19 protein-coding genes are annotated in these 20,055 nt (G+C 43.8%); 14 read left to right on the top strand and 5 right to left on the bottom strand.

The features are described 5' to 3' along the window. Positions 1 to 503 precede the first annotated feature (503 nt). The 5 genes from cofH (A9239_RS01985) to A9239_RS01965 are packed head-to-tail and all read right to left on the bottom strand — an operon-like array spanning position 504 to position 5,343. Complete coding sequence (gene cofH, locus A9239_RS01985; protein WP_048117898.1) at positions 504 to 1,658, bottom strand: 5-amino-6-(D-ribitylamino)uracil--L-tyrosine 4-hydroxyphenyl transferase CofH; 1,155 nt, start codon at positions 1,656 to 1,658, stop codon at positions 504 to 506. 56 nt (positions 1,659 to 1,714) lie between these two features. After that, the gene (gene cofH / locus A9239_RS01980) at positions 1,715 to 2,845 is read right to left on the bottom strand and encodes a 7,8-didemethyl-8-hydroxy-5-deazariboflavin synthase subunit CofH (RefSeq protein ID WP_048155365.1); all 1,131 of its coding nucleotides are present in this window, start codon (positions 2,843 to 2,845) and stop codon (positions 1,715 to 1,717) included. 26 nt (positions 2,846 to 2,871) lie between these two features. Beyond that, positions 2,872 to 3,849, bottom strand: coding sequence for a 7,8-didemethyl-8-hydroxy-5-deazariboflavin synthase CofG (gene cofG / locus A9239_RS01975; protein ID WP_048117904.1), 978 nt, complete (start codon positions 3,847 to 3,849; stop codon positions 2,872 to 2,874). A gap of 58 nt (positions 3,850 to 3,907) precedes the next feature. After that, positions 3,908 to 5,185, bottom strand: a complete 1,278-nt coding sequence (locus A9239_RS01970) for an NAD(P)/FAD-dependent oxidoreductase (protein ID WP_048117908.1) — start codon at positions 5,183 to 5,185, stop codon at positions 3,908 to 3,910. Next, positions 5,182 to 5,343 carry a 4Fe-4S binding protein gene (locus tag A9239_RS01965; protein ID WP_048117910.1) on the bottom strand — a complete coding sequence of 54 codons (162 nt, stop codon included), beginning with the start codon at positions 5,341 to 5,343 and terminating at the stop codon, positions 5,182 to 5,184. The genes A9239_RS01970 and A9239_RS01965 overlap by 4 nt, the downstream gene beginning before the upstream one ends. Positions 5,344 to 6,419: 1,076 nt before the next feature. On the opposite strand from A9239_RS01965, the gene fpoA reads away from it, so the two are divergent. From fpoA to A9239_RS01890, 14 genes are all read left to right on the top strand, one after another. Beyond that, on the top strand, positions 6,420 to 6,794 hold the full coding sequence (gene fpoA / locus A9239_RS01955) for a F420H2 dehydrogenase subunit FpoA (RefSeq protein ID WP_048122927.1): 375 nt from the start codon (positions 6,420 to 6,422) through the stop codon (positions 6,792 to 6,794). Beyond that, complete coding sequence (gene fpoB / locus A9239_RS01950) at positions 6,782 to 7,336, top strand: F(420)H(2) dehydrogenase subunit B (RefSeq protein ID WP_048117916.1); 555 nt, start codon at positions 6,782 to 6,784, stop codon at positions 7,334 to 7,336. Before fpoA ends, fpoB begins: the two co-directional genes overlap by 13 nt. Positions 7,337 to 7,383: 47 nt before the next feature. Beyond that, on the top strand, positions 7,384 to 7,860 hold the full coding sequence (gene fpoC / locus A9239_RS18720; protein WP_048117919.1) for a F420H2 dehydrogenase subunit FpoC: 477 nt from the start codon (positions 7,384 to 7,386) through the stop codon (positions 7,858 to 7,860). 9 nt (positions 7,861 to 7,869) lie between these two features. Further along, positions 7,870 to 8,994 (top strand): F420H2 dehydrogenase subunit FpoD, encoded by a 1,125-nt coding sequence (gene fpoD / locus A9239_RS01940; protein ID WP_048117922.1) that lies wholly within the window; start codon positions 7,870 to 7,872, stop codon positions 8,992 to 8,994. Positions 8,995 to 8,999: 5 nt separating this feature from the next. Then, positions 9,000 to 10,040, top strand: a complete 1,041-nt coding sequence (fpoH, locus tag A9239_RS01935) for a F420H2 dehydrogenase subunit FpoH (protein WP_048117925.1) — start codon at positions 9,000 to 9,002, stop codon at positions 10,038 to 10,040. A 4-nt stretch (positions 10,041 to 10,044) separates the two neighbouring features. Beyond that, positions 10,045 to 10,455, top strand: coding sequence for a F420H2 dehydrogenase subunit FpoI (gene fpoI, locus A9239_RS01930; RefSeq protein WP_048117928.1), 411 nt, complete (start codon positions 10,045 to 10,047; stop codon positions 10,453 to 10,455). Continuing rightward, a complete protein-coding gene (locus tag A9239_RS01925; protein ID WP_048117931.1) occupies positions 10,452 to 10,742 on the top strand; it encodes an NADH-quinone oxidoreductase subunit J in 291 nt (96 codons plus the stop codon). The genes fpoI and A9239_RS01925 overlap by 4 nt, the downstream gene beginning before the upstream one ends. Next, a complete protein-coding gene (gene fpoJ / locus A9239_RS01920; protein ID WP_048117934.1) occupies positions 10,732 to 10,983 on the top strand; it encodes a F420H2 dehydrogenase subunit FpoJ in 252 nt (83 codons plus the stop codon). The genes A9239_RS01925 and fpoJ overlap by 11 nt, the downstream gene beginning before the upstream one ends. Positions 10,984 to 11,023: 40 nt before the next feature. Next, positions 11,024 to 11,326: a F420H2 dehydrogenase subunit FpoK gene (gene fpoK, locus A9239_RS01915; protein ID WP_048117936.1), complete on the top strand. Its 303-nt coding sequence runs from the start codon at positions 11,024 to 11,026 to the stop codon at positions 11,324 to 11,326. Beyond that, on the top strand, positions 11,320 to 13,338 hold the full coding sequence (fpoL, locus tag A9239_RS01910; RefSeq protein ID WP_048117937.1) for a F420H2 dehydrogenase subunit FpoL: 2,019 nt from the start codon (positions 11,320 to 11,322) through the stop codon (positions 13,336 to 13,338). The genes fpoK and fpoL overlap by 7 nt, the downstream gene beginning before the upstream one ends. After that, on the top strand, positions 13,338 to 14,825 hold the full coding sequence (gene fpoM, locus A9239_RS01905; protein WP_048155357.1) for a F(420)H(2) dehydrogenase subunit M: 1,488 nt from the start codon (positions 13,338 to 13,340) through the stop codon (positions 14,823 to 14,825). Before fpoL ends, fpoM begins: the two co-directional genes overlap by 1 nt. Positions 14,826 to 14,828: 3 nt before the next feature. Next, positions 14,829 to 16,274 (top strand): F(420)H(2) dehydrogenase subunit N, encoded by a 1,446-nt coding sequence (fpoN, locus tag A9239_RS01900; protein ID WP_048155355.1) that lies wholly within the window; start codon positions 14,829 to 14,831, stop codon positions 16,272 to 16,274. 13 nt (positions 16,275 to 16,287) lie between these two features. Then, positions 16,288 to 16,674 carry a F420H2 dehydrogenase subunit FpoO gene (locus tag A9239_RS01895; protein ID WP_048117940.1) on the top strand — a complete coding sequence of 129 codons (387 nt, stop codon included), beginning with the start codon at positions 16,288 to 16,290 and terminating at the stop codon, positions 16,672 to 16,674. Positions 16,675 to 17,127: 453 nt separating this feature from the next. Next, on the top strand, positions 17,128 to 20,055 hold a 2,928-nt coding region (locus A9239_RS01890; RefSeq protein ID WP_141706335.1), incomplete at its 3' end, for a VWA domain-containing protein.

Below are 20,055 nucleotides of genomic sequence, written 5' to 3'. Positions count from 1 at the left end.
ATTAGTGTCCGCAACGAAATAACCTATGCAACTTATAATTAATTGTACCTTTGATTGGCAACCTTGATAGTGAAAATCAAAATACTCAATCGGGAACATTCATAGGTTATTCTGTGACTGGGTCTTAATTAAAACCACCACGACCCGGAAAAATAAACTCATTTTTCTTTTCCTTCCGGCTTGCAGCAATTTCAACCGATCTGGCTTATATTAAATCGTTAACCGCACTGAGAAAGGCGCAAAGGAAGAAGTAACTTTGCAAAATTCACCTTTTCAGGCAAAACTCAATTTTTCTAGATTCTAAATTTACATTCTAAATTTACATTCTAAATTTACATTCTAAATCTACATTCTAAATTTACATTCTAAATTAGTCCGCTTGAGCGAACGAAGTGAGCAAAACGGACATCGCTCCCGAGTCAAAACTCGGGAGTTGAAACGTTATCTAAACCGAATTCATGCCGTCCTCCCGAGACGGGACTCGGGTGACGGAACTTGGGAGTTTAATCTCTACTACCTATCTTTGTCTTTCCTAAACCTGGAAGGGGTTCTACTCTATTAGGAATAACTGGCTCCACTTTTCGATACAGGGTATCCCTCTGCATAGGAATTCTTCCTGCTCCTTTTATCATCCATTCGAACTCGGCAGGAGATACATATTCTCCATTACTGCCTCCTGATGCTGTGGAGATCTGGTCTTCCATAAGCGTGCCTCCGAGGTCGTTTGCTCCGCACTGCAAGGCTACCTGAGCGAGTTTCTTTCCTAACTTTACCCATGTGGCCTGAATATTTTTTACATAAGTATGTAAAATTACGCGAGAAATAGCTATGAGCTGAAGGTCTTCAAGCCCTGTAGTCGAGAATTTTCCGGATGCAATCATCTTTTCCCCTATAGGATTATTGTAAGGCAAAAAGGCCATCGGGATAAGTTCCGTAAACCCGCCTGTCTCTTTCTGGATTTCACGGATAATAAAGACATGGTCCAGGCGTTCTTCAAGAGTTTCAACATGTCCGTACATGATAGTGGAATTGGTGGAAATCCCTGCTTTATGTGCTGCAGTTATGGTATCAATCCACTGCTGGGTACTGATTTTTCCAGGGCAGATAATCTTTCTTACCCTGTCGGAAAGGATCTCAGCCGAAGTCCCGGTAAGGGAATCAAGCCCACTTTTTTTAAGTCTGCGCAGGGCTTCTTCAACCGACATGCCTGAGATTCCTGCTGCATAATTTACTTCCATAGGGGATAGGGCATGAATACACAGGTCAGGAAATTCGTCTTTTACTGATTCTATAATTTCAAGATAAAACTCTATATCGGCTTCCGGGATATATCCACCCTGGATGCATACCTCCACAGCTCCGGCTTTTCTCGCGTCTCCTGCTTTTTCCAGGATCTCTTCAACGCTCAGGATATACCCTTTCTCTGTCCTGTAGGCACAGAACCCGCAGTTTCCAATACATTTGTTTGTGATATAGATATTCCTGTTTACCACATAGCTGACTGTATCGCCGACCGTACTAGCGCGCAGATCATTGGCGAGCTCAAACAGCTCAAAAGGATTTCCTTCAAGCAGGAGGAGGGCATCCTCTTTAGTACATTTTCCCCTGTATGCCCTTTCAATTACATCTTCTGGAATTGTCGGTTTTTTCGTGTACATCCGATCATCCTTTTTAAAATTCCATCATTTCCCTGAGTGTTATTTTACTATCCAGCTTATTCTGAGGCTCCACACCCTGTAATCCTTCCAGGGTTCCTGGAAGCCAGTTCACGTACTCCTTTGTAAAGAGTTGTCCTCTCTTTTGGAACTCTTCCGGCTCCGTAGATCATCCACTCCAGTTCTTCAACAGAAATATTTTCTCCATTAGGAGCTCCTGCCAATCTGGAAATACTCTCTTCCATAAGTGTACCTCCAAGGTCATTTGCACCGCAGTGGAGAGCAAACTGGGAAAGCTTCTTACCCAGTTTTACCCAGCTTGCCTGAATATTATCTACATGCCCGTGAAGAAGGATGCGTGAGATAGCATAGATTTTCAGGTCATCTAGACCCGGTGTAGCGTACCTGCCCTCTCGGATCATTTTTTCTCCAACAGGATTATTATAAGGCATAAAAGGAAGAGGCACAAATTCAGTAATTCCTCCAGTCTCCTTCTGAATCTCTCTGATAGTTAAGATGTGCTCAATTCTTTCTTCAGGAGTTTCGACATGTCCGTACATCATGGTTGCAGTAGTAGGAATTCCTGCAGCATGTGCCTGTGTGACCACTTCAATCCACTCCGCAGTCCTGAGTTTTGAAGGGCAGATAATTTTCCTGACACGGTCAGAGAGAATTTCAGCTGCAGTTCCAGGCATCGTATCAAGCCCGCTTCGTTTCAGCTTTGAAAGGGCTTCACTTACCTTTATACCACTGACACGAGAAGCATGATAAACCTCCATCGGGGAAAAAGCGTGAATATGCATTTCCGGAAATTCGGCTTTTATGGCTTCTACAATTTCCTGGTAAAAGTCCAGGCCCACATCCGGGAGAAGTCCTCCCTGAATACAGACTTCGGTAGCTTTTGCCTTTTCAGCTTCTCTAACCTTTTCCATGATTTCTTCTATGCTGAGGACTTTTCCATCGTTTGTCCTGAATGCACAGAACCCGCAGGTACCCACACAGCGACTTGTGAAGTTTATATTTCGGTTTACTACGTAGGTAACCGTATCACCTACCGTAAGGGAGCGAAGTTCGTCCGCAAACCTGAATAGTTCGAAAGGAGGTCCCTCCAGGAGCAGGAGCCCATCTTCTTTTGTACTCTTCCCCTGGTATGCGCGTTCTATGAGATCTTCGGGAATCCTGTTGTTCATTTTTCAATTCCTCCGCATGCCCTCTTTCAGGGCTTTTTCCTGTAACCGTCGACATCAGAGAGTTGTTCTATAAGCCCGCCTATCCTGTCAGAGTACCATTCTTTTCTTACATACTGAGGGTAAATTGGCAGGCGTTCTCTGAGCAAAGTCGGACTTAGTTTCCTTTGCATGTCCTTTACATCCGGCCATTCGGCTTCAGGATTAATCCAATCAATTGTCAGTGGGGATATGCCTCCCAGGTCAGTCACCCCTTTTGCGATAAGGGCTTTTGGGTCTATAAGGTTTGGGGCAACCTGTACTGCTATGTCAGAAGTAAGAATCTGCCTGGCCAGGCAGATAGTGTCAATCATTTCTCCTATTGAAGGCGCAGGAAAATTTTCCATGGGTGTTCCGGGCTTTGGGGCAAAGTTTTGAATAATAACCTCCTGAATGTGCCTGTATTCCCTATGGAGATCCGCAATAGCTTCAAGAGACTCTATTCTATCTTCCCTATTCTCCCCAATTCCTATAAGAAGGCCGGTGGTATAGGGAATCTGGAGTTTTCCTGCTTCTCGAATGGTATTAAGCCTGAGTTCGGGAAGTTTGCCGGGGCAGTCCTTATGGGCTTCCAGGGTTGCCGTGCTCTCAAGCATCAGTCCCATGCTCGCGTTCAAAGGCTTTAAAGCCTTCATCTCCGAGCGCGTCATAATTCCTGCATTCGTATGAGGAAGGATTCCAATATCGATTGCAGCCTCACAGAGAAAAAGAAGGTATTCAAGCGTGGAAGAATAACCAAGTTCTTTAAGCCACTTCCTGTACTCCAAAACCTCCTCGGGATACTCTCCGAAGGTGAAAAGGGCTTCGGTACACCCTGCCTTTGCCCCGTTTTCAAGTACAGAAAGAATTTCTCCAGGCTTCATGAGCCTGGCGCCTGGTTGTCCTGGCTCCCGCCGAAAACCGCAGTAACCACAGCGGTTCCTGCAAATATTGGTCACAGGAACGAAAACGTTTTTCGAATAAGTCACAAAGTTGGGATTTTTTGGTGGAATAATAAAACACCTGATGAGTTTGTTTTCTGGAATTTCATTCCAGGATTTTCTTCATTGTAGCGGCTACACCGAGAGCTACGCCTTCGACTTCAATGCCACCTTTGCCTTTAGCTCCATCCCCTACAACGTAAAGTCCGGGAACAGGAGTCTCGTTACCAGGATCCGTACCTGATGCTGCCCTGTTTACCGGCCAGCTGTCATGGTATGACTGGATGAGCAGAACTTCATATTTTTTATTGGGAAAGATGTTTTTAAGATCTTTAAGCCCTAATTCAATTTCAGCTTCGAGATTTTTCACGTTCTCAGGGGCTACGTACTGATGAGACATTGTAAGGTGCTTGCCAGGCGGAGCAAGTTTCGGATCGACCTGCGTAACCTCGTTTATCCCATTCACTCTTTTTGCATATGGGGTTAGAAGGACACCCGAATGCCCTACAAGCGGTTCGCCTGCAGCAAGGCAAATCTTTATGCCGGCAGAAGGCTTCAGGGTTTCAAGTCTTTGGAGGTATTCTGAAGCTTTCTCACCTGACAGGGCCTCCGCGCAAAGACATGCCGTTGCAGCATGCCCTAAATTGCTGATGACCAGGTCTGCTTTATGAGCCTCTTCGCCAACAAGTACACCTGCGGCTTTCCCGTTTTCCACAAGGATTTTTGAAACCTCGGTCTCGGTATGAATCTTTCCGTCGTGTGCAGCAATCACACTTTCCAGAGCATCGATAATCCCTTTGCATCCGCCAATAGGAACTCCTGGGCCGCCGAATCTGTACATGTTTTCAATTATCTCGAAAATTTCTTCCACAGGAACTTCGTCACTTTTAAGGCTCAATGCCCAGCCGCAGAAAGCATCGGCAAATCTCACAAGCCATTCGTCCTTAAACTGGGACCTGATCCATGCCTGCAAACTGCTTCCTGTCGGTCGATTCTTTCGCGTGCTCACTATGAGAAGAGCGATCTTCAGGCGTTCTTTATGCGAGAGAAGTGTGGAAAAATCGGTAAACGAAATATCTTTGAATCCTTTTTCATAATCCTGGATGCCTTTTTTCTGGGGCACGCGTATAATTGTATCATCGGACCGCACAATCTTTACATCGGCTCCGACTTCTTTGAGAAACTTAGCTAGAGGGCCTGCAGGTCCATGGGGAAGGATATGGAAAGCTCCGCTCGAAAGCTGGAAGCCTTTGTAAGGGAGATTTGTAAACCTTCCTCCTGTGATAGGAAGCCTTTCAAAAACGTCTACCTGGTATCCTGCCTTTGAGAGCCTGGCTGCACTTAAGAGTCCTCCAAGTCCCGCACCGATTACAATCGCTTTCATGCTACCACCTCTATGGCCTTAACAGGGCAGTAGAGAACGCAGATCCCGCAGTCTATGCAGGCATCAGTAGCTCGTGCCTTTCCTCTTACCTCGATTGCTCCCTTTTTGCAAAACGAAGCACACTGGCCGCACCCTACACAATTGTCATTAATCTTCATGCGATTCCACCAGTTTTTCTATCATGAAAAGACTTATTATAATGTATTGGTACAGTGTGTTCTCGGGACTATACTAAAAAGTATATCTCTTTATCGTGAATATTCTCTTTATCGTGAATGCAGCAATTTGTTGTACTCGATAATGTGTAATTTATTTATTTTCTGCCAACTATTTTATACCGCTTCACTGATGATTCTGCTATTGGTTTTATTCATATCTCGCAAAATATACAGGTGGGCTTCCATCTCAAATTCTGCAGCAGGATGGCCTAATTTTTATTAATCCTTTATTATTTTTATTTTCTGCGAGGCATGAAAAACCTTTTATTCTGGGAATTTCTCATGATTATTTATGTTATTATATATGAATGTTTTATTCAATTTAAAATAATTAAAGTATATATATACTTATTGTGTTTATATGACGCTTACTTATATATAACATAAATAATATTATTTATGTTGGGGGAGCTGGAGAAGAATAACATATGCATAACTTATATAATTCCACAAACGACCAGTACTTTACTCCAATTTTTAAAACATATCCATATTCGAAAAACAGATTTTAATTATTTGAACTTAATATTTATATATTATTAATTATCTAGCAAATAGCGATAAATAACTACACATCCGTTTGCAGCAATTAATATGGGGTTCTGTAATTTCAAACAATTTTAAATAATTTCAAACAATTTCAAACAATTTTAAACAATTTCAAACAATTTCAAACAATTTCAAACAATTTAAATTATTGAATATATTAATCTCACTCAATTGTACCTGTGCTGCCTGAAGCAGGAATTCTCCTGAAATTCTGGCAATTATCATACAATTCCGGGAAAAGAAATCTAAATTTTCAAAGCCCAGAAGTAAATGCCTGTAAAAAGGGATCATTTTATCGAAATTAAAGATCTCTGTGGACTCAGGCATCTATAAAAGGACCTGTGTCTGGACCGAAAGCAATTTTCCTAAAACCCGATTGCTTGGACGCAGTTTTTTGTCCAAAAACCCAAAATTCGTGTCATGTAATGCTGCAATTTCAGGTTGCTACACTTTAACAGGTGATATTAATGTCTGAAATAATTGATAGCTACATACCAGTTGCAATATTCCTTGTCGTGGCACTTATTATGCCTCCAATGACAATGTTTATGGTAAAGCAACTGAGCCCGAGGAGCAAGGCAGCCGGCAAATACACGACATATGAGTCGGGTTCGGTTCCCACAGGAACTGCAAGGATCCAGTTCAATGTTGAGTATTATCTTTATGCGATCGCTTTTGTGCTCTTTGATATAGAGGTGCTTTTCCTTTATCCATGGGTTACAGTCTATAAGGGACATGGGATCACCTCTCTTGCAGTGGTTGAGATGTTGGCCTTTATTTTTATATTGCTCTTTGGATACATTTATCTCTGGAAAAAGGGGGCCCTTACATGGGTGAAGTGAAGGAGAAAAAAACGAGTAAACCCTATGAGACCTCGGAAGAAGAAATTCCTGGAGTTATCACAACAACAAGCAATGCGATCAGTGAATTTCTCAAGAAAACTAAGGTTCAGGATATAATCAACTGGGGAAGGAAAAATTCGCTATGGTTTATGACCCAGCCAATGGGTTGTTGCGGAGTCGAGATGATTGCAATGGGCTGTGCTCATTATGACACGGACCGCTTTGGAATCATTCCGAGAAACTCTCCTAGGCAGGCTGATGTCATGCTCATAAGCGGCTACGTGACAAAGAAGTACCTGCCTGCTTTAAAAAGACTCTGGGAACAGATGCCTTCTCCGAAATGGGTCATCGCCTTTGGAGATTGTTCAATTAGTGGCGGCCCATTTTATGAATCATACAGCACTGTCCAGAATATTGATGAAATATTTCCAATCGATGTCTTCGTTCCAGGATGCCCTCCAAGACCAGAAGCAATGCTTCAGGGATTTGTGGAACTACAGGAAAAAATCAAAGCCAAAAAAGACCTGGGCACGGAGTATTAAGATTACTGAGGTTCTTCTGAACTTTCAGAGTTATTCGAGGGAAAATTATGGATGTAGCAGAAATTCTCAAGTCGTTAACAGGTGCATTTCCTGAGGCAATCTCCGAAAAAACCGCTGAGTCCGAAATCCGTGCCAGGGCATACGTGGATAGGGAGAAGGTGAAAAAAGTATGCCAGTACCTTAAGGGTTCCCTTCAATTTGACCACCTCTGCTCAGTTTGCGGAGTGGACTACATAAAAAGGAATGAGTTTGAGGTAGTCTATCATATAGCATCATATAATCATCCTGTGGTTCTGACGCTTAAGGTCAGGCTTCCAAGGGAAAATCCGGAAATCGAATCCATTGTATCGGTGTACTGGAATGCAAACTGGTACGAAAGAGAAACTTACGAGCTTTTCGGGATTCTTTTTAAAAACCATCCGAACCTGAAGCCACTTGTACTTCCCGAAGATATGCTTGGGGAATGGCCCCTCAGGAAAGATTACGAGGGCTTTCCGAATAAGACGGCCAGAAATCTGGTGTGAGGGTGAGAAATGGAAGAAAAGCTTGAACCAGATGAGATGATCGTACACCTGGGACCTCAGCATCCCATGCAGCCCGGCCCTTTCAGGCTAAACCTGAGGTTGAAAGGGGAAACAGTCGTGGATGCTGACATAGAACTGGGTTTCATTCATAAAGGTATTGAAAAGATTCTGGAGAATAAGACTTACCTTCAGGGAATCACAATCGTGGACAGGATCTGCTATCTTGTGGCCCTTGTAAATGAAGAATGTTTTGTAGGCTGTACCGAGAAATTACTTGGCATCGAACCGCCTGAAAGGTCTCAATATATCAGGGTTATTCTTGACGAGCTTACAAGAATTCAGAGTCACCTGCTGGGTATGGGCGAGTTTGGGGAATTCATTGGTTTTGTCTCCATGTTCATGTACACGATCAGGGAAAGAGAAGAAGTCCTGAGCCTGATTGATATGATCACAGGAGCCAGAATTACTCATAGTTATCTTAAGTTCGGAGGAGTACGCGACGACCTTCCTGAGGGGTTTAAAGAAAAAGCAATTCCTGTCCTAAACAACCTTAAAAAATCAGTTGACGATTTTGAGGAAATGTTCCACACTGACAGGATCTACAGGGAAAGGACTGTCGGAGTTGGTGTCCTGACTGCTGATGTCGCAAAGAACCTTGGGGTCTCAGGGCCTCCTTTGCGTGCAACCGGTGTGCCTTTTGACATCCGGAAAAACGAGCCTTATCTGGTCTATAAAGACCTTGATTTCAAAGTCTGCACTGAAACCGCAGGAGACTGTTTTGCAAGAGTACAGGTCAGGCTTGATGAGATCAGAGAAAGTATCTATATCCTGGAACAGTGCTTCGACCAGATTCCAAGCGGCCCGCTCTTTCCTGAAGGTTCACTGTACGGCAGGAGAACCCCTGTAATGAGAGTTCCTGCCGGTGAGGTATTCTACAGGGTGGAAGACCCACGAGGGGAAATGGGAATGTACATGATTTCCGACGGTTCGGACAAGCCATACAGAGTAAAGATTAGAGGACCTTACTATCCTACCCTGCAAGCTCTACCTCCCCTTATAATAGGTACGACTGTTGCAGATGTGGCAGCAATCTCGGGCAGCATGGACGGGTGTACCAGTGAAGCAGACAGGTGATTCTGATGACAGTAGTAATTCCTGAATATATAACTCCTTTAATTCCCTGGGTCCGCGGAATATTTGGCCTTGTCCTGATTGGAGTTATTTTCATGGGAGCAATGGGAGCTGTCTGGCTTGAACGGAAGCTTTCTGCTGACATCCAGACCAGGATGGGGCCCTGCCGCGTAGGGAAATATGGGCTTCTGCAGCTTGTAGCCGATGCAATCAAACTTTTTACAAAAGAAGACTTAAAGCCGCTGAATGCTGACAGTTTACTTTTTAATAATGCTAATATTTTCATGCTTGGTTCGGTTTTTCTTATGCTTGTTGCCCTTCCTGTGGGCGCGGTCTTTATTAATGGGGTCGAATACCCGCTTGCGGTTACCCAGATGGACATCAGCGTGCTTTACATTGAAGCGGTGTCCGCATTATCTATTTTCGGGATTTTCATGGTGGCTTACGGCTCTAATAACAAATACTCCCTGCTAGGGGCTTTTCGAAACTTTGCCCGAATGGTAGGATATGAAGTACCTCTTGGAATAACTGTCATAAGTGTAGCTGCTATGACAGGTTCGCTTAATATAGTAGACATTTCGACTGCGCAGGGCCTGCACTGGAATATTTTCCTCCAGCCCCTGGGATGTTTTGTATTCTTTGTATCACTTATGGCTGATATGGGAAGACTCCCCTTTGACCAGAACGAGTCCGAAGAAGAATTGATAGCAGGGTGGATTACAGAATACTGTGGAATGCGTTTCGGGCTAGGTTTCTTTGCCGAATACATCCACATGATCCTTGGTTCTTTCCTTGTAGCCCTTCTCTTCCTTGGCGGCTGGAACGTACCAGGCTTTATTGCAAATAACTCTTTCTTTGGCATTATTGTTCCAACAGGCTTCTTGATTGTAAAAGTTGTCTTTGTACTTATGGTAATTATAGGGCTCAGATGGGCTGTCCCGAGGTTCAGGATTGACCAGGTTGTTGACCTGAGCTGGAAAAAATTGCTTCCTCTTGCTCTTTTAAACCTTGTCTGGGCTGTAGGGCTCGGACTCTACCTGGGGGTGTGAAATCATGGTCCTCAAAAACATTAAATACGCAATTAGAAACATCACAAGGCCTCCCGTAACCAGGATGTACCCGGAAAAACAAAGCGAGCTTTCCGGTCGGTTCAGGGGGCTTCAGATACTTGATAAAAGTAAATGTATAGGCTGTGGCATCTGTGCCAATACCTGTCCCAATGCCGCAATCAAGATCGTAAAAGCCCCGATTGCACCAGGCAGCACAAAACAACGCTGGTTCCCTCAGATTGACATCGGACACTGCCTTTTCTGTGGGCTCTGTATCGACCAGTGCCCGAAAGGTGCACTTTCAAGCGGAAAGGAATACGCTAAAGGTCTCGTTAAATGGAAGCACAAAGACCTGCTCATGACTCCTGAAAAACTTGCAAGGGAAGTCGATCTTGAGGAAGGTGACGAGAAATGATCGGACTCGAAACAATCGGAGAAGCCCTGAAAATGGCTGTCTTCTGGGTTCTTGCCATCTCTACAGTATTCTTTGCAGTTTTCGTGGTAACTGCAAAGGATATTGTCCGAGCCGGGCTTGCCCTGATCATGTGCATGTTTGGAATTGCAGCTCTCTACATCCTTTTGAATGCCCAGTTCCTGGGAATCATTCAGGTACTGGTTTACATTGGAGCAATCGGGGTGCTCATCCTCTTTGCAGTTATGCTGACAAAGCACGAGATCGGAGGTGAACCCGGTGAGGACTAACCGACCCTTAGCCTTTCTCGTAGTCTTGCTCTTTACAGCTATTGTGGTAATCGGGGCTTTTGGGACTTCCTGGAACACGGTTTCCGAACTCCCCCAAAACCCGGCTGACCAGAGTAATATAGAGGGCATTGGCATGCTGATCTTTACCCATTACGTAGCACCTTTTGAGGTCCTTTCAATTGTCCTGCTCGCCTCCCTCATAGGAGCGATTTACCTGGCAAAAGGGGAGGAAAACCAATGATTCCTTTAAACTTTTATCTGGCAAAAGGGGAGAGCAACCAATGATTCCTTTAATCTTTTACCTCGGGCTTGCAGCCCTGCTCTTTTCAATAGGACTCTATGGTGTAATGACACATAAAAACGGTATCAGGATGATTATGTGCATTGAACTCATGCTCAACTCCGCAAACCTGAACCTGGTAGCTTTCTCCAGCTACACGAATACCCTGAACGGGCAGGTTTTTGCCGTATTCTCAATTGCCCTTGCAGCTGCCGAAGCAGCAGTCGGTTTTGCAATCCTCATGGCAATCTATAGAATGCACGATAAGATCAACCTTAATGAGCTCAAGATCCTGAGGTGGTAAAAACGGCTCTGGAAGAATTAGCATTTTTAATTCCCCTGCTTCCGGCACTGGCTTTTGTAATCACCTTCTTTTTTGGCAGGAAAATGCCATCAGGTGGCGCCGTTGTCCCTATACTGGCAATTGCCGCTTCCTTCGTAATCTCTTTAATGATTACGCTCAGGCTGCTGGTAAACCCCAACGAGGTTATAAGCCAGTCCTATCCCTGGTTTGCAGTGCTCAATATAGGAGTGTTGATTGATCCCCTGGCCGCAGTAATGCTGTCAATGGTCTCTTTTGTGAGCCTGCTGATACATATCTATGCAGTTAGCTATATGTCCGGTGACCCGGGAGAAGCAAGGTATTTTGCAGAAACCTCACTCTTTACCGCAGCAATGCTTTCCCTGGCACTTTCGGACAACATCCTTCAGCTCTTTGTTTCCTGGGAACTTGTAGGGTTCTGTTCTTATCTCTTAATTGGTTTCTGGTTCGAAAGGCCCTCAGCTGCAGCGGCTGCCAAGAAGGCTTTCCTGACAACCAGGATCGGAGATGTGATGTTCCTTACAGGGATAATTGTACTGACCTCCGATCTCCTGAAACTTGCAGGCGGATTCCAGGAAGGGACATATCTACTCCGTTTTGACGAAATCTTTAGTTATATCCCGCAGCTTTCTGCGCTTCATTCAAACATTTTCGGTTTTGAAGTAAGTCATCTTACCATCATCACCCTGCTCTTCTTCGGAGGGGCCGTAGGAAAGTCCGGGCAATTCCCTCTGCATGTATGGCTGCCTGACGCAATGGAAGGCCCGACAACGGTTTCTGCCCTTATCCATGCCGCAACAATGGTTACTGCCGGTGTCTATTTGGTAGCAAGAACCTTCCCGATGTTTATTGCAGCTCCTGACTCCCTCATGGTAGTTGCCTACCTTGGAGGCTTTACAGCGCTCTTTGCGGGCACGATGGGCATTGTGATGAATGACCTCAAGCGTGTGCTTGCTTATTCAACCATAAGCCAGCTCGGATACATGATGCTTGGCCTTGGCCTCGGCTCGGCAATCGGGCTTGAAGCAGTAGGCATTTCTCTCTTCCACCTGATCAACCATGCTTTCTTTAAGGCTCTTCTTTTCCTCTGTGCAGGTAGCGTAATCCACGCAGTAGGTACCCAAGATATGAGGGAACTCGGAGGCGTAAGAAAGGTAATGCCAGTTACGGCTGCTACTATGGCAATTGCAGCACTGGCTCTGGCAGGCTTCGGGATACCCGGAACCTCAATAGGAACAAGTGGTTTCTTCTCAAAGGATGCGATTATTGAAGCTGCCTATCTCTTTGGAGAGAACAGCAACAACTGGATTCCCTATGTATTTTCAATTGCGGCTGCACTCCTCACTTCAATTTACATATTCAGGCTGATCTTCATGACCTTTACAGGGAAGCCGAGAAGTGACTACCACGGACACGAATCTCCCGCTATTATGACAATTCCCCTCGCAATTCTGGCAATCTTTTCCCTTTTATTTGGAGGGCTGACAAAAACAGGGTTCATGGATTTCCTTGAAGAAACATTTGCAAACAGCTTCGTGAATCTTGACATAGGAAGCCTTGCAGCCTTAGGTCGAAATGAGCTTGTAGGGGCAGCAGGAAATGAATCTCTCTTTGTCCAGTGGCTTCCGATGATAGTTGCCATTGCAGGTCTTGCAGTTGCTTTTGTGATCTATTATCTGAGGATAATTAAACTCGGGCCGCTTGCTTCCATGAAGAATCCGGTTTACAGGCTGCTTTACAAACGCTATTACCAGCATGAAATCTATACCGAGTTCTTCTCACTCGGAATCATATACGGAATCATTGCTCTCCTTTCTCAGGTGCTTGATGTGATCATTGACAGTATCGTGGAAGGAATCGGAATTCTTACAGTTGGTGTAAGTGAGGAGCTCAGGAGAGTCCAGACCGGAGTTGTCCAGACCTATGCAATTGTAGTAATTGCGGGTGTGAGCCTGCTGATAATACTTGTTAAGTTAATAATGGAGGTACTCTGATGCTGCCGGTCGCATCACTGTTGATTCTGGTGCCGCTGATTTTCGCAGCAGTGACCTTTTTCACAAAAACGAAAGAACAGGCTGCAGGACTGGCCTTTTTAGGGTCCATTGCAACTCTTGGCCTTACCTTGTATGTCTACTTGAACTTTGACAGCAGTACGGCTGCCATGCAGTTCTTTGAGTCGATAGACTGGATTCCCTTGCTAGGAGTCAAATATTCAGTTGGAATTGATGGCATTTCCATGCCTCTTATCCTCCTGAATGCAATAGTTATCCCGGTCCTGATCCTTTATAGCTGGAAGGAAGAAAGAGAAGACTCGAACAGGTTTTATGGGCTGATCCTTACCATGCAGGCTGCTGTTATAGGAGTCTTCGTAGCCCTTGATTTCGTGGTCTTTTATGTATTCTGGGAGCTTACCCTGATTCCTCTCTTCTTCATGGTAAACATCTGGGGAGGAGAAAAGCGGGCCCATGCATCTTATAAATTCTTTATCTACACGCATGTTGCCTCTCTGGTAATGCTTCTTGGGATCTTCGGGCTCTTCTATGCCTCCTGGCAGCAGACCGGTATCCCTACCTTTGATATAAGGGAGCTGGTTGCACAGTTCCAGTTCTTAGGGTCCGGCCTTTTTAGAAATGCAATCTTCCTCTCAATCATTTTCGGGTTCCTGGCAAAGCTGCCAACTTTCCCCTTCCATTCCTGGCTCCCGGATACTTATACCGAAGCCCCGACCGCAGGCAGTGTACTCTTTATTCTACTCAAGATAGGAGGATACGGGCTTTTTAGGATCTCACTTCCTATGCTCCCGAATACTGGTAACCCTGAGCTTATGATTACCATGCTGGGTTTGCTTGGAGCTTTCAGTATACTGTACGGGGCGCTTCTGGCTCTGAGACAGAAAGACCTCAAGCGCATGATCGCTTATTCCAGTTTAAGCCATATGGGATATGTTTTACTGGGTTCGGCAGGCTTTGTTGCTCTTTCGGTTTCAGGAGCTATGTTCCAGCAGTTTTCCCACGGGCTTATAATGAGTATCATGTTCATGTCTGCAGGAGCGATCCAGACAAGCACGGGGACAAGGATAATCAATAATCTTGGCGGGCTTGCAAAGAAGATGCCGATGCTGGCTGTACTTATGATGCTCGGTTTTATGGCATCCCTTGGCCTGCCAGGGTTAACTGGTTTTATTGCCGAGTTCCTGGTGCTGGCCTTCAGCTATGTTAACCTGCCTGGTTTTGTTTTGCTTGCCCTTCTGGCAATAGTGATTACTGCAGGCTACCACCTCTGGGCAATGCAGAGGGCAATGTTCGGAGTTTATAACGAGAAGCTTGGAGATGTCAGGGACATTACCTCCCTTCAGGTCTTTTCCATGGCAGTAATTGCTCTGCTTGTGGTCTATTTCGGCTGGAACCCGAATCCGGTACTTAATATGATGATTACGAATTCGGAAGCAATAGTAAGCCTTACGGTTGTTCTGGGGGTGTAAAAAATGAAAAATTTAATGCTTCTTGCACCTGAAATTGCACTCGCTGCAGCCGGCCTGATTATACTGTTTACAGGGGTTTTCATGTCTTCCCGGACCAAAAATGTGCTGGGCTACCTGGCAACCCTTGGAGTCCTTGCAGCTCTGGTCCTGACGGTACAGAGTTTCGGGACCGAAGCTACAATGTTCTATGGCACTGTCAGCATTGATGCCCTTTCCCAGTTCTTCAAACTGGTATTCCTGGCAGTTGCACTGGTTGTTTCAATTGCTTCAATTAAGTATAATGAAAACAGTGACCATACCGAAGAGTTTTATTCCCTGGTGCTTTTCGCAACCCTTGGGATGATGGTTGTTGCCTCCTCAAACGACTTTATCCTACTCTTCTGTGCCTTTGAGCTGGCAAGCTTTGCTACCTATGCCCTTGCAGGTTTTGAGAAACAGAACCCAAAGTCCCTCGAAGGGGCCATGAAATACTTTATGATGGGTGCGGTTTCTTCAGCGCTTATGCTGTTTGGGATCTCTTTTGTTTATGGAGCAACAGGCACTACCAGCATTCCAATGATTGCTGAAAATGTCTCTCTCCTGGCAGAAAACCCCATAGGACTTGTTGCAGTCGTGCTGCTCATTGCAGGTTTCGGCTTTAAAATGGCTCTTGTACCTTTCCATATGTGGGCTCCGGATACCTATCAGGGTTCCCCTTCAGTTGTCTCTTCCCTGCTTGCAGCCGGGTCGAAGAAAATGGGTTTTGTGGCAGCTTTCAGGGTTTTCATCCTGGCGCTTGCTGCACTCCAGCCTGATTGGCAGTTCGCTTTCACAATTCTGGCAGTCGTAACCATGACCTTTGGAAATGTGGTTGCAGTCTCTCAGACCAGCGTAAAACGCATGCTTGCTTACTCTTCACTGGCTCAGGCAGGATACATTGCAATGGCTTTTGTGGTAATGACCCCAATGGCTCTTACAGGTGGAATCTTCTATACCCTTGCCCACGCCTTTATGAAAGGAGGGGCCTTTATTGCAGCCGGCGCAGTTGTCTGGATGATAACTACTCAAAGAACAGGGGACCTGCAGGTTCCCGATCACCTGGATAACTTCAGAGGCCTTGGGAAGAGGATGCCACTGGTAGCTCTTTGCATGACGGTTTTCGTCTTTGCCCTTGCAGGTATCCCACTGACTTCCGGTTTCATGGCCAAGCTAGTGCTCTTCTCTTCAGCCATTCAGGCAGGCATGACATGGCTTGCGGTAATTGCAATTCTGAACAGTGCTCTTTCATTGTTCTATTACGCACGGCTTGTAAGGTATATGTACTTCCTTCCTCCTGAAGGCAAAAAGATCGGCTTGCCTTTCCCATATGCAGCAGCTCTCCTGCTTGCAACAGCCGGCGTGTTTGCAATGGGATTCTGGCCTGAACCCTTCTTGCAGTGGGCGATGGAAGCAGCAAAGGTACTGATCTAAGGAGATATGAGAAATGACAGATTGTGATCTTTGCGGACGTGCACTCCCGAGCGTTATTCCTGTCCGGGTTTTCCGTTCCCGCCTCAAATTCGCCTATCCTGAGGGTGTCTGGAAAGGGCTCTGTGAGACCTGTCTCGATTCCTCCCAGAAGACCTATTTAAGCATCAATAAAGACGAAATCTCCTGCAGGAGAAACAAATGCATCCTGTGCGGTAAAAAGGGCAGGGTTTACCCTGTGGAAATCCAGATTCCTGATTTTTCAAAAGGAGTCGTAATAAAAAAGGTAAATGTCTGCACAAAATGCCTGGATTCTATCAATGAAACTTATATCAGGTTCAAAAGAGAGCAGATAAAGAGTTCGAGTTTTGAACACGGGCATGGATACATTCACGAGCATTGAGTTTTGAGTAAAGCTGCTTTTGTGGCTTCATCTCTTTTCTTCTTTTTGGTAGGTGATAGTTTAGTAGTGCTTTCCCATTGATTTTTTATTTCTTTTAACTGCTTTTAAATCCAAAAAACACCCTGAAAAACAAATTTCTTTATATTTTGATTCTTCCAAATTTTATATTTATATATTAAAAAGTTAGTTTTTTTCTATTCTTTTTATATGTTTTTTATTAAAATTCTCCCCATATTTTATTATTTATTAATAAAAAGAAACATTTATCTATTATTCTCTCATTTTCACTTTACATAATATTTCACTAGTTGTATAAAAAAGTTAATACTTAAAAACGCTAATGCAGCAATTTCATTTCTGATGGACTCGATCCAAACTGCGTGTGTCGGTATCCCTAAATTAAAACTCAGCAATATTGAGTTGCTGGGGTGCTTGTAAATAGTTGGTGGTAAAATGAAGAAAAAACTTGTTGTAGTGATCGCCGCTATACTAATGCTCGCTCTTACGGTGAGCACTGTCAGTGCTGAAGATTCGTTAAACAGCACAATTGACTCTGTGTCGGTGAATGAAGGGAATAACTTGATGACATCGGATACTACGTCGCTGCATCAAGAAGCAGTAAATACCAATGAGTATAAATCTTCCACAGTTTCTGGAAAAACACAAATAACTGCGAAGATTCCTGCAGCTCTTCTTAATGATATCGATAAAGAGGTTGACTCATTAACATATGTTGACAACTGGGGAATATCCAAAGACCAATTTAAGATAATGCTTGCTGTCTTGGCCTGGGGAGAAGGCAATCCTGATGGAAAATGTAGATATGCAGCACATAGCAGCGATACAGCTGATAAATGGCATAAAGATCTACCAAATAATTTTCACTTTAGTAGTGGGCTTGGACCGTTTCAAATAACCGCAACTGATAAATGGACTACAATTGATAAATTGAATTCCAAAAAAGCCCTCGATGATACAATAATACGACATAAAACGTATAGTAAAGGTTCCTTTGAAAATATTGAAGATGTCAGGTCTAAGTTAAAAAATCAGTGGTTTGCCTATAGGCTCTCGTCTGAAGGTGGGGGAGAATTTGAGGAGAAATGGAAAGAAGCAACAGGAACCAATTGGAATGATGTAAAATATACAAACAAAGAAACCGCAAATTCTCCATTAGACTGGAAAGTAATAAAAAAAGAATTAAAAGATGAAAGTGAAGTTGAAAGCAAAGCAGTAGAAGATATCGGCATGAGAAAATGGACAATCTCTAAAGGAGACGGCGTTAAAAACTATAACGGAGATACGATAGAACTTAATAAAGATCTTTCCACTTGGTTGATTCATGCCAAAAAACTTCCTGAAGGAAATAAAGCCAAAAGTTATGAATATTATTATACTTACGATGATGCTCAGAAAATTGAGATCTGGGCATATTCTAATCCAAGTGACACACAACATGACAAAAAAAGTATATTCATAAGGACATACACCAAGCCTGGTGATTGGGATTTACAACGACGTCCTGATAATGACGGTCTCACACTGAGTCATCCGGTGTTTACGGATTCGGCCGCTCATGTGATGCTCGTTATAGACCGTTCGGGTAGTATGTATGGTACACCTATTTCTAATGCTAAAAACGCAGCAAGTCTTTTTGTTGACTACATGGAGCCTGATGACATGGCAGGAGTCGTATCGTTCAGTACATCTGCACGTTATGATCATCACCTTACTACTCTTACTAATGACAATAAGAGCAGCATTAAAGATAAGATAGGAAAAATTTCAGCCTCAGGTAATACTGCAATTGGAAGTGGACTGAGATATGGTTTAAACGATTTACTAGCCTATGGGGATTCAAGTACTCCGCAGGCAATTGTTTTGCTTTCGGATGGACTGCAAAACAGTGGGGAGCATCCAAACAAAGTGATTCCCGATATTACAGATAATAAAATAAAAGTTTACACTGTTGGTCTTGGTTCTAATGCTGATGAAGGATTGCTAGGCGACATCGCTACGAAAACAGGGGGCAAGTATTATTATTCTCCTACAGAGAACCAGTTACAGAATATATATAATGACATTGTTGGAGAAGTTACTGGCTTGACACCTATTAAAGATCTCACTTTTAATATGGTTAAGGGTGACCATACATTTATAGCTTACAAAACAGACAGTACAATGAAAAAAGCAATCGCAAGTGTTTTTTGGCCCGGAAGTAATGTAGACCTCGTACTGCACAAGCCTGATGGGTCGATAGTAGATCCTTCTGAGGCAGAGTCAGATCCTGATATTGAGTACATAGCCAGCTCCACTTATAAGATCTACAAAGTTTCAAATCCAGAACTTGGAGAATGGACTATGGAATTAACGGCGACCGATATGCCAACAGGAGGAGAGGATGTTTCTGTTACTGTCCGTGCTGAATCAACATTATCCATGTCCCTTTCTACGGATAAAGATCAGTATATCCAGGGTGAAAGCGTAAAGATAACTTCAGGTATTTCTAATGGAGAAACTAAGATCACAACTGCTGATGTTAAATCCAATATCACTCTTCCAGATTCCAGTATTAACCACCTTACACTGTATGATGATGGTAGCCATGGAGACGGTGGCGCAAAGGATGGAATTTATGCAAACTTTTTCGATAATACTTCTTTAAAGGGAGATTATACGGTTGATGCTACAGCAACAGGAAGTTTATCTGATGGATCTCAGTTCAACAGGATCGAAGACAGTTCCTTTAAAATAATCCAGGGAACAAATTCAATCTTGCTTTTGCCGGATAACTTATCCATAGAGGGAAAGACTGGGGAAAAGATTACCAAGAACATTACTGTCAGTACATCCCAAGCCTTAACATCGGTTGCAATAACACCGACTTCACTCCAATCAGAAAACGGTGATATTATTGATACCAGTAATATCAAAGTAAATCCAGCAGCAGTCAATGTTTCTTCTGGAGTACCTGAAACTATCCTAGTTACAATAAATATACCTGAAAGTGCAACTTCCGGGAATTATACTGGCAAAATTAATGCAATTGGTACAAATGGTAGTGATTCTTGCACTATACATCTACATGTAACAGATGATAACGTAACAGATACTGTACCTGTTGCAAACTTCACCAGCAGTGCTACATCAGGAAAAGCACCATTAAAGGTTAAATTTACTGATACAAGCACAGGCTCCCCAACTTCCTGGTTCTGGAACTTTGGAGACGGATCAAAGTCATTCCATCAGAATCCGAGTCATAAGTATTCAAAGGCAGGAATATATACTGTTAACTTAACAGTGAAGAATGATATAGGTCGTAACACGGTAACAAAAACAGAATATATAAATGTGATAACAAAACCGGTTGCAAACTTCACC

The sequence above is a fragment of the Methanosarcina sp. A14 genome, from assembly GCF_001729375.1.
GTDB lineage: Archaea > Halobacteriota > Methanosarcinia > Methanosarcinales > Methanosarcinaceae > Methanosarcina > Methanosarcina barkeri.
Note: the sequence above shows the minus strand (reverse complement) of the source record. Positions and strands in the feature narration are given on the sequence as shown.

Excerpts from the sequence above, each read along its gene's own strand:
- fpoA (WP_048122927.1), top strand. The coding sequence starts at position 6,420 with ATGTCTGAAATAATTGATAGCTACATACCAGTTGCAATATTCCTTGTC.
- fpoN (WP_048155355.1), top strand. The coding sequence starts at position 14,829 with ATGAAAAATTTAATGCTTCTTGCACCTGAAATTGCACTCGCTGCAGCC.
- fpoB (WP_048117916.1), top strand. The coding sequence starts at position 6,782 with ATGGGTGAAGTGAAGGAGAAAAAAACGAGTAAACCCTATGAGACCTCG.
- cofH (WP_048117898.1), bottom strand. The coding sequence starts at position 1,658 with ATGTACACGAAAAAACCGACAATTCCAGAAGATGTAATTGAAAGGGCA.
- fpoI (WP_048117928.1), top strand. The coding sequence starts at position 10,045 with ATGGTCCTCAAAAACATTAAATACGCAATTAGAAACATCACAAGGCCT.
- fpoM (WP_048155357.1), top strand. The coding sequence starts at position 13,338 with ATGCTGCCGGTCGCATCACTGTTGATTCTGGTGCCGCTGATTTTCGCA.
- fpoH (WP_048117925.1), top strand. The coding sequence starts at position 9,000 with ATGACAGTAGTAATTCCTGAATATATAACTCCTTTAATTCCCTGGGTC.
- A9239_RS01895 (WP_048117940.1), top strand. The coding sequence starts at position 16,288 with ATGACAGATTGTGATCTTTGCGGACGTGCACTCCCGAGCGTTATTCCT.
- A9239_RS01925 (WP_048117931.1), top strand. The coding sequence starts at position 10,452 with ATGATCGGACTCGAAACAATCGGAGAAGCCCTGAAAATGGCTGTCTTC.
- cofH (WP_048155365.1), bottom strand. The coding sequence starts at position 2,845 with ATGAACAACAGGATTCCCGAAGATCTCATAGAACGCGCATACCAGGGG.
- fpoD (WP_048117922.1), top strand. The coding sequence starts at position 7,870 with ATGGAAGAAAAGCTTGAACCAGATGAGATGATCGTACACCTGGGACCT.
- fpoC (WP_048117919.1), top strand. The coding sequence starts at position 7,384 with ATGGATGTAGCAGAAATTCTCAAGTCGTTAACAGGTGCATTTCCTGAG.
- fpoK (WP_048117936.1), top strand. The coding sequence starts at position 11,024 with ATGATTCCTTTAATCTTTTACCTCGGGCTTGCAGCCCTGCTCTTTTCA.
- A9239_RS01970 (WP_048117908.1), bottom strand. The coding sequence starts at position 5,185 with ATGAAAGCGATTGTAATCGGTGCGGGACTTGGAGGACTCTTAAGTGCA.
- A9239_RS01965 (WP_048117910.1), bottom strand. The coding sequence starts at position 5,343 with ATGAAGATTAATGACAATTGTGTAGGGTGCGGCCAGTGTGCTTCGTTT.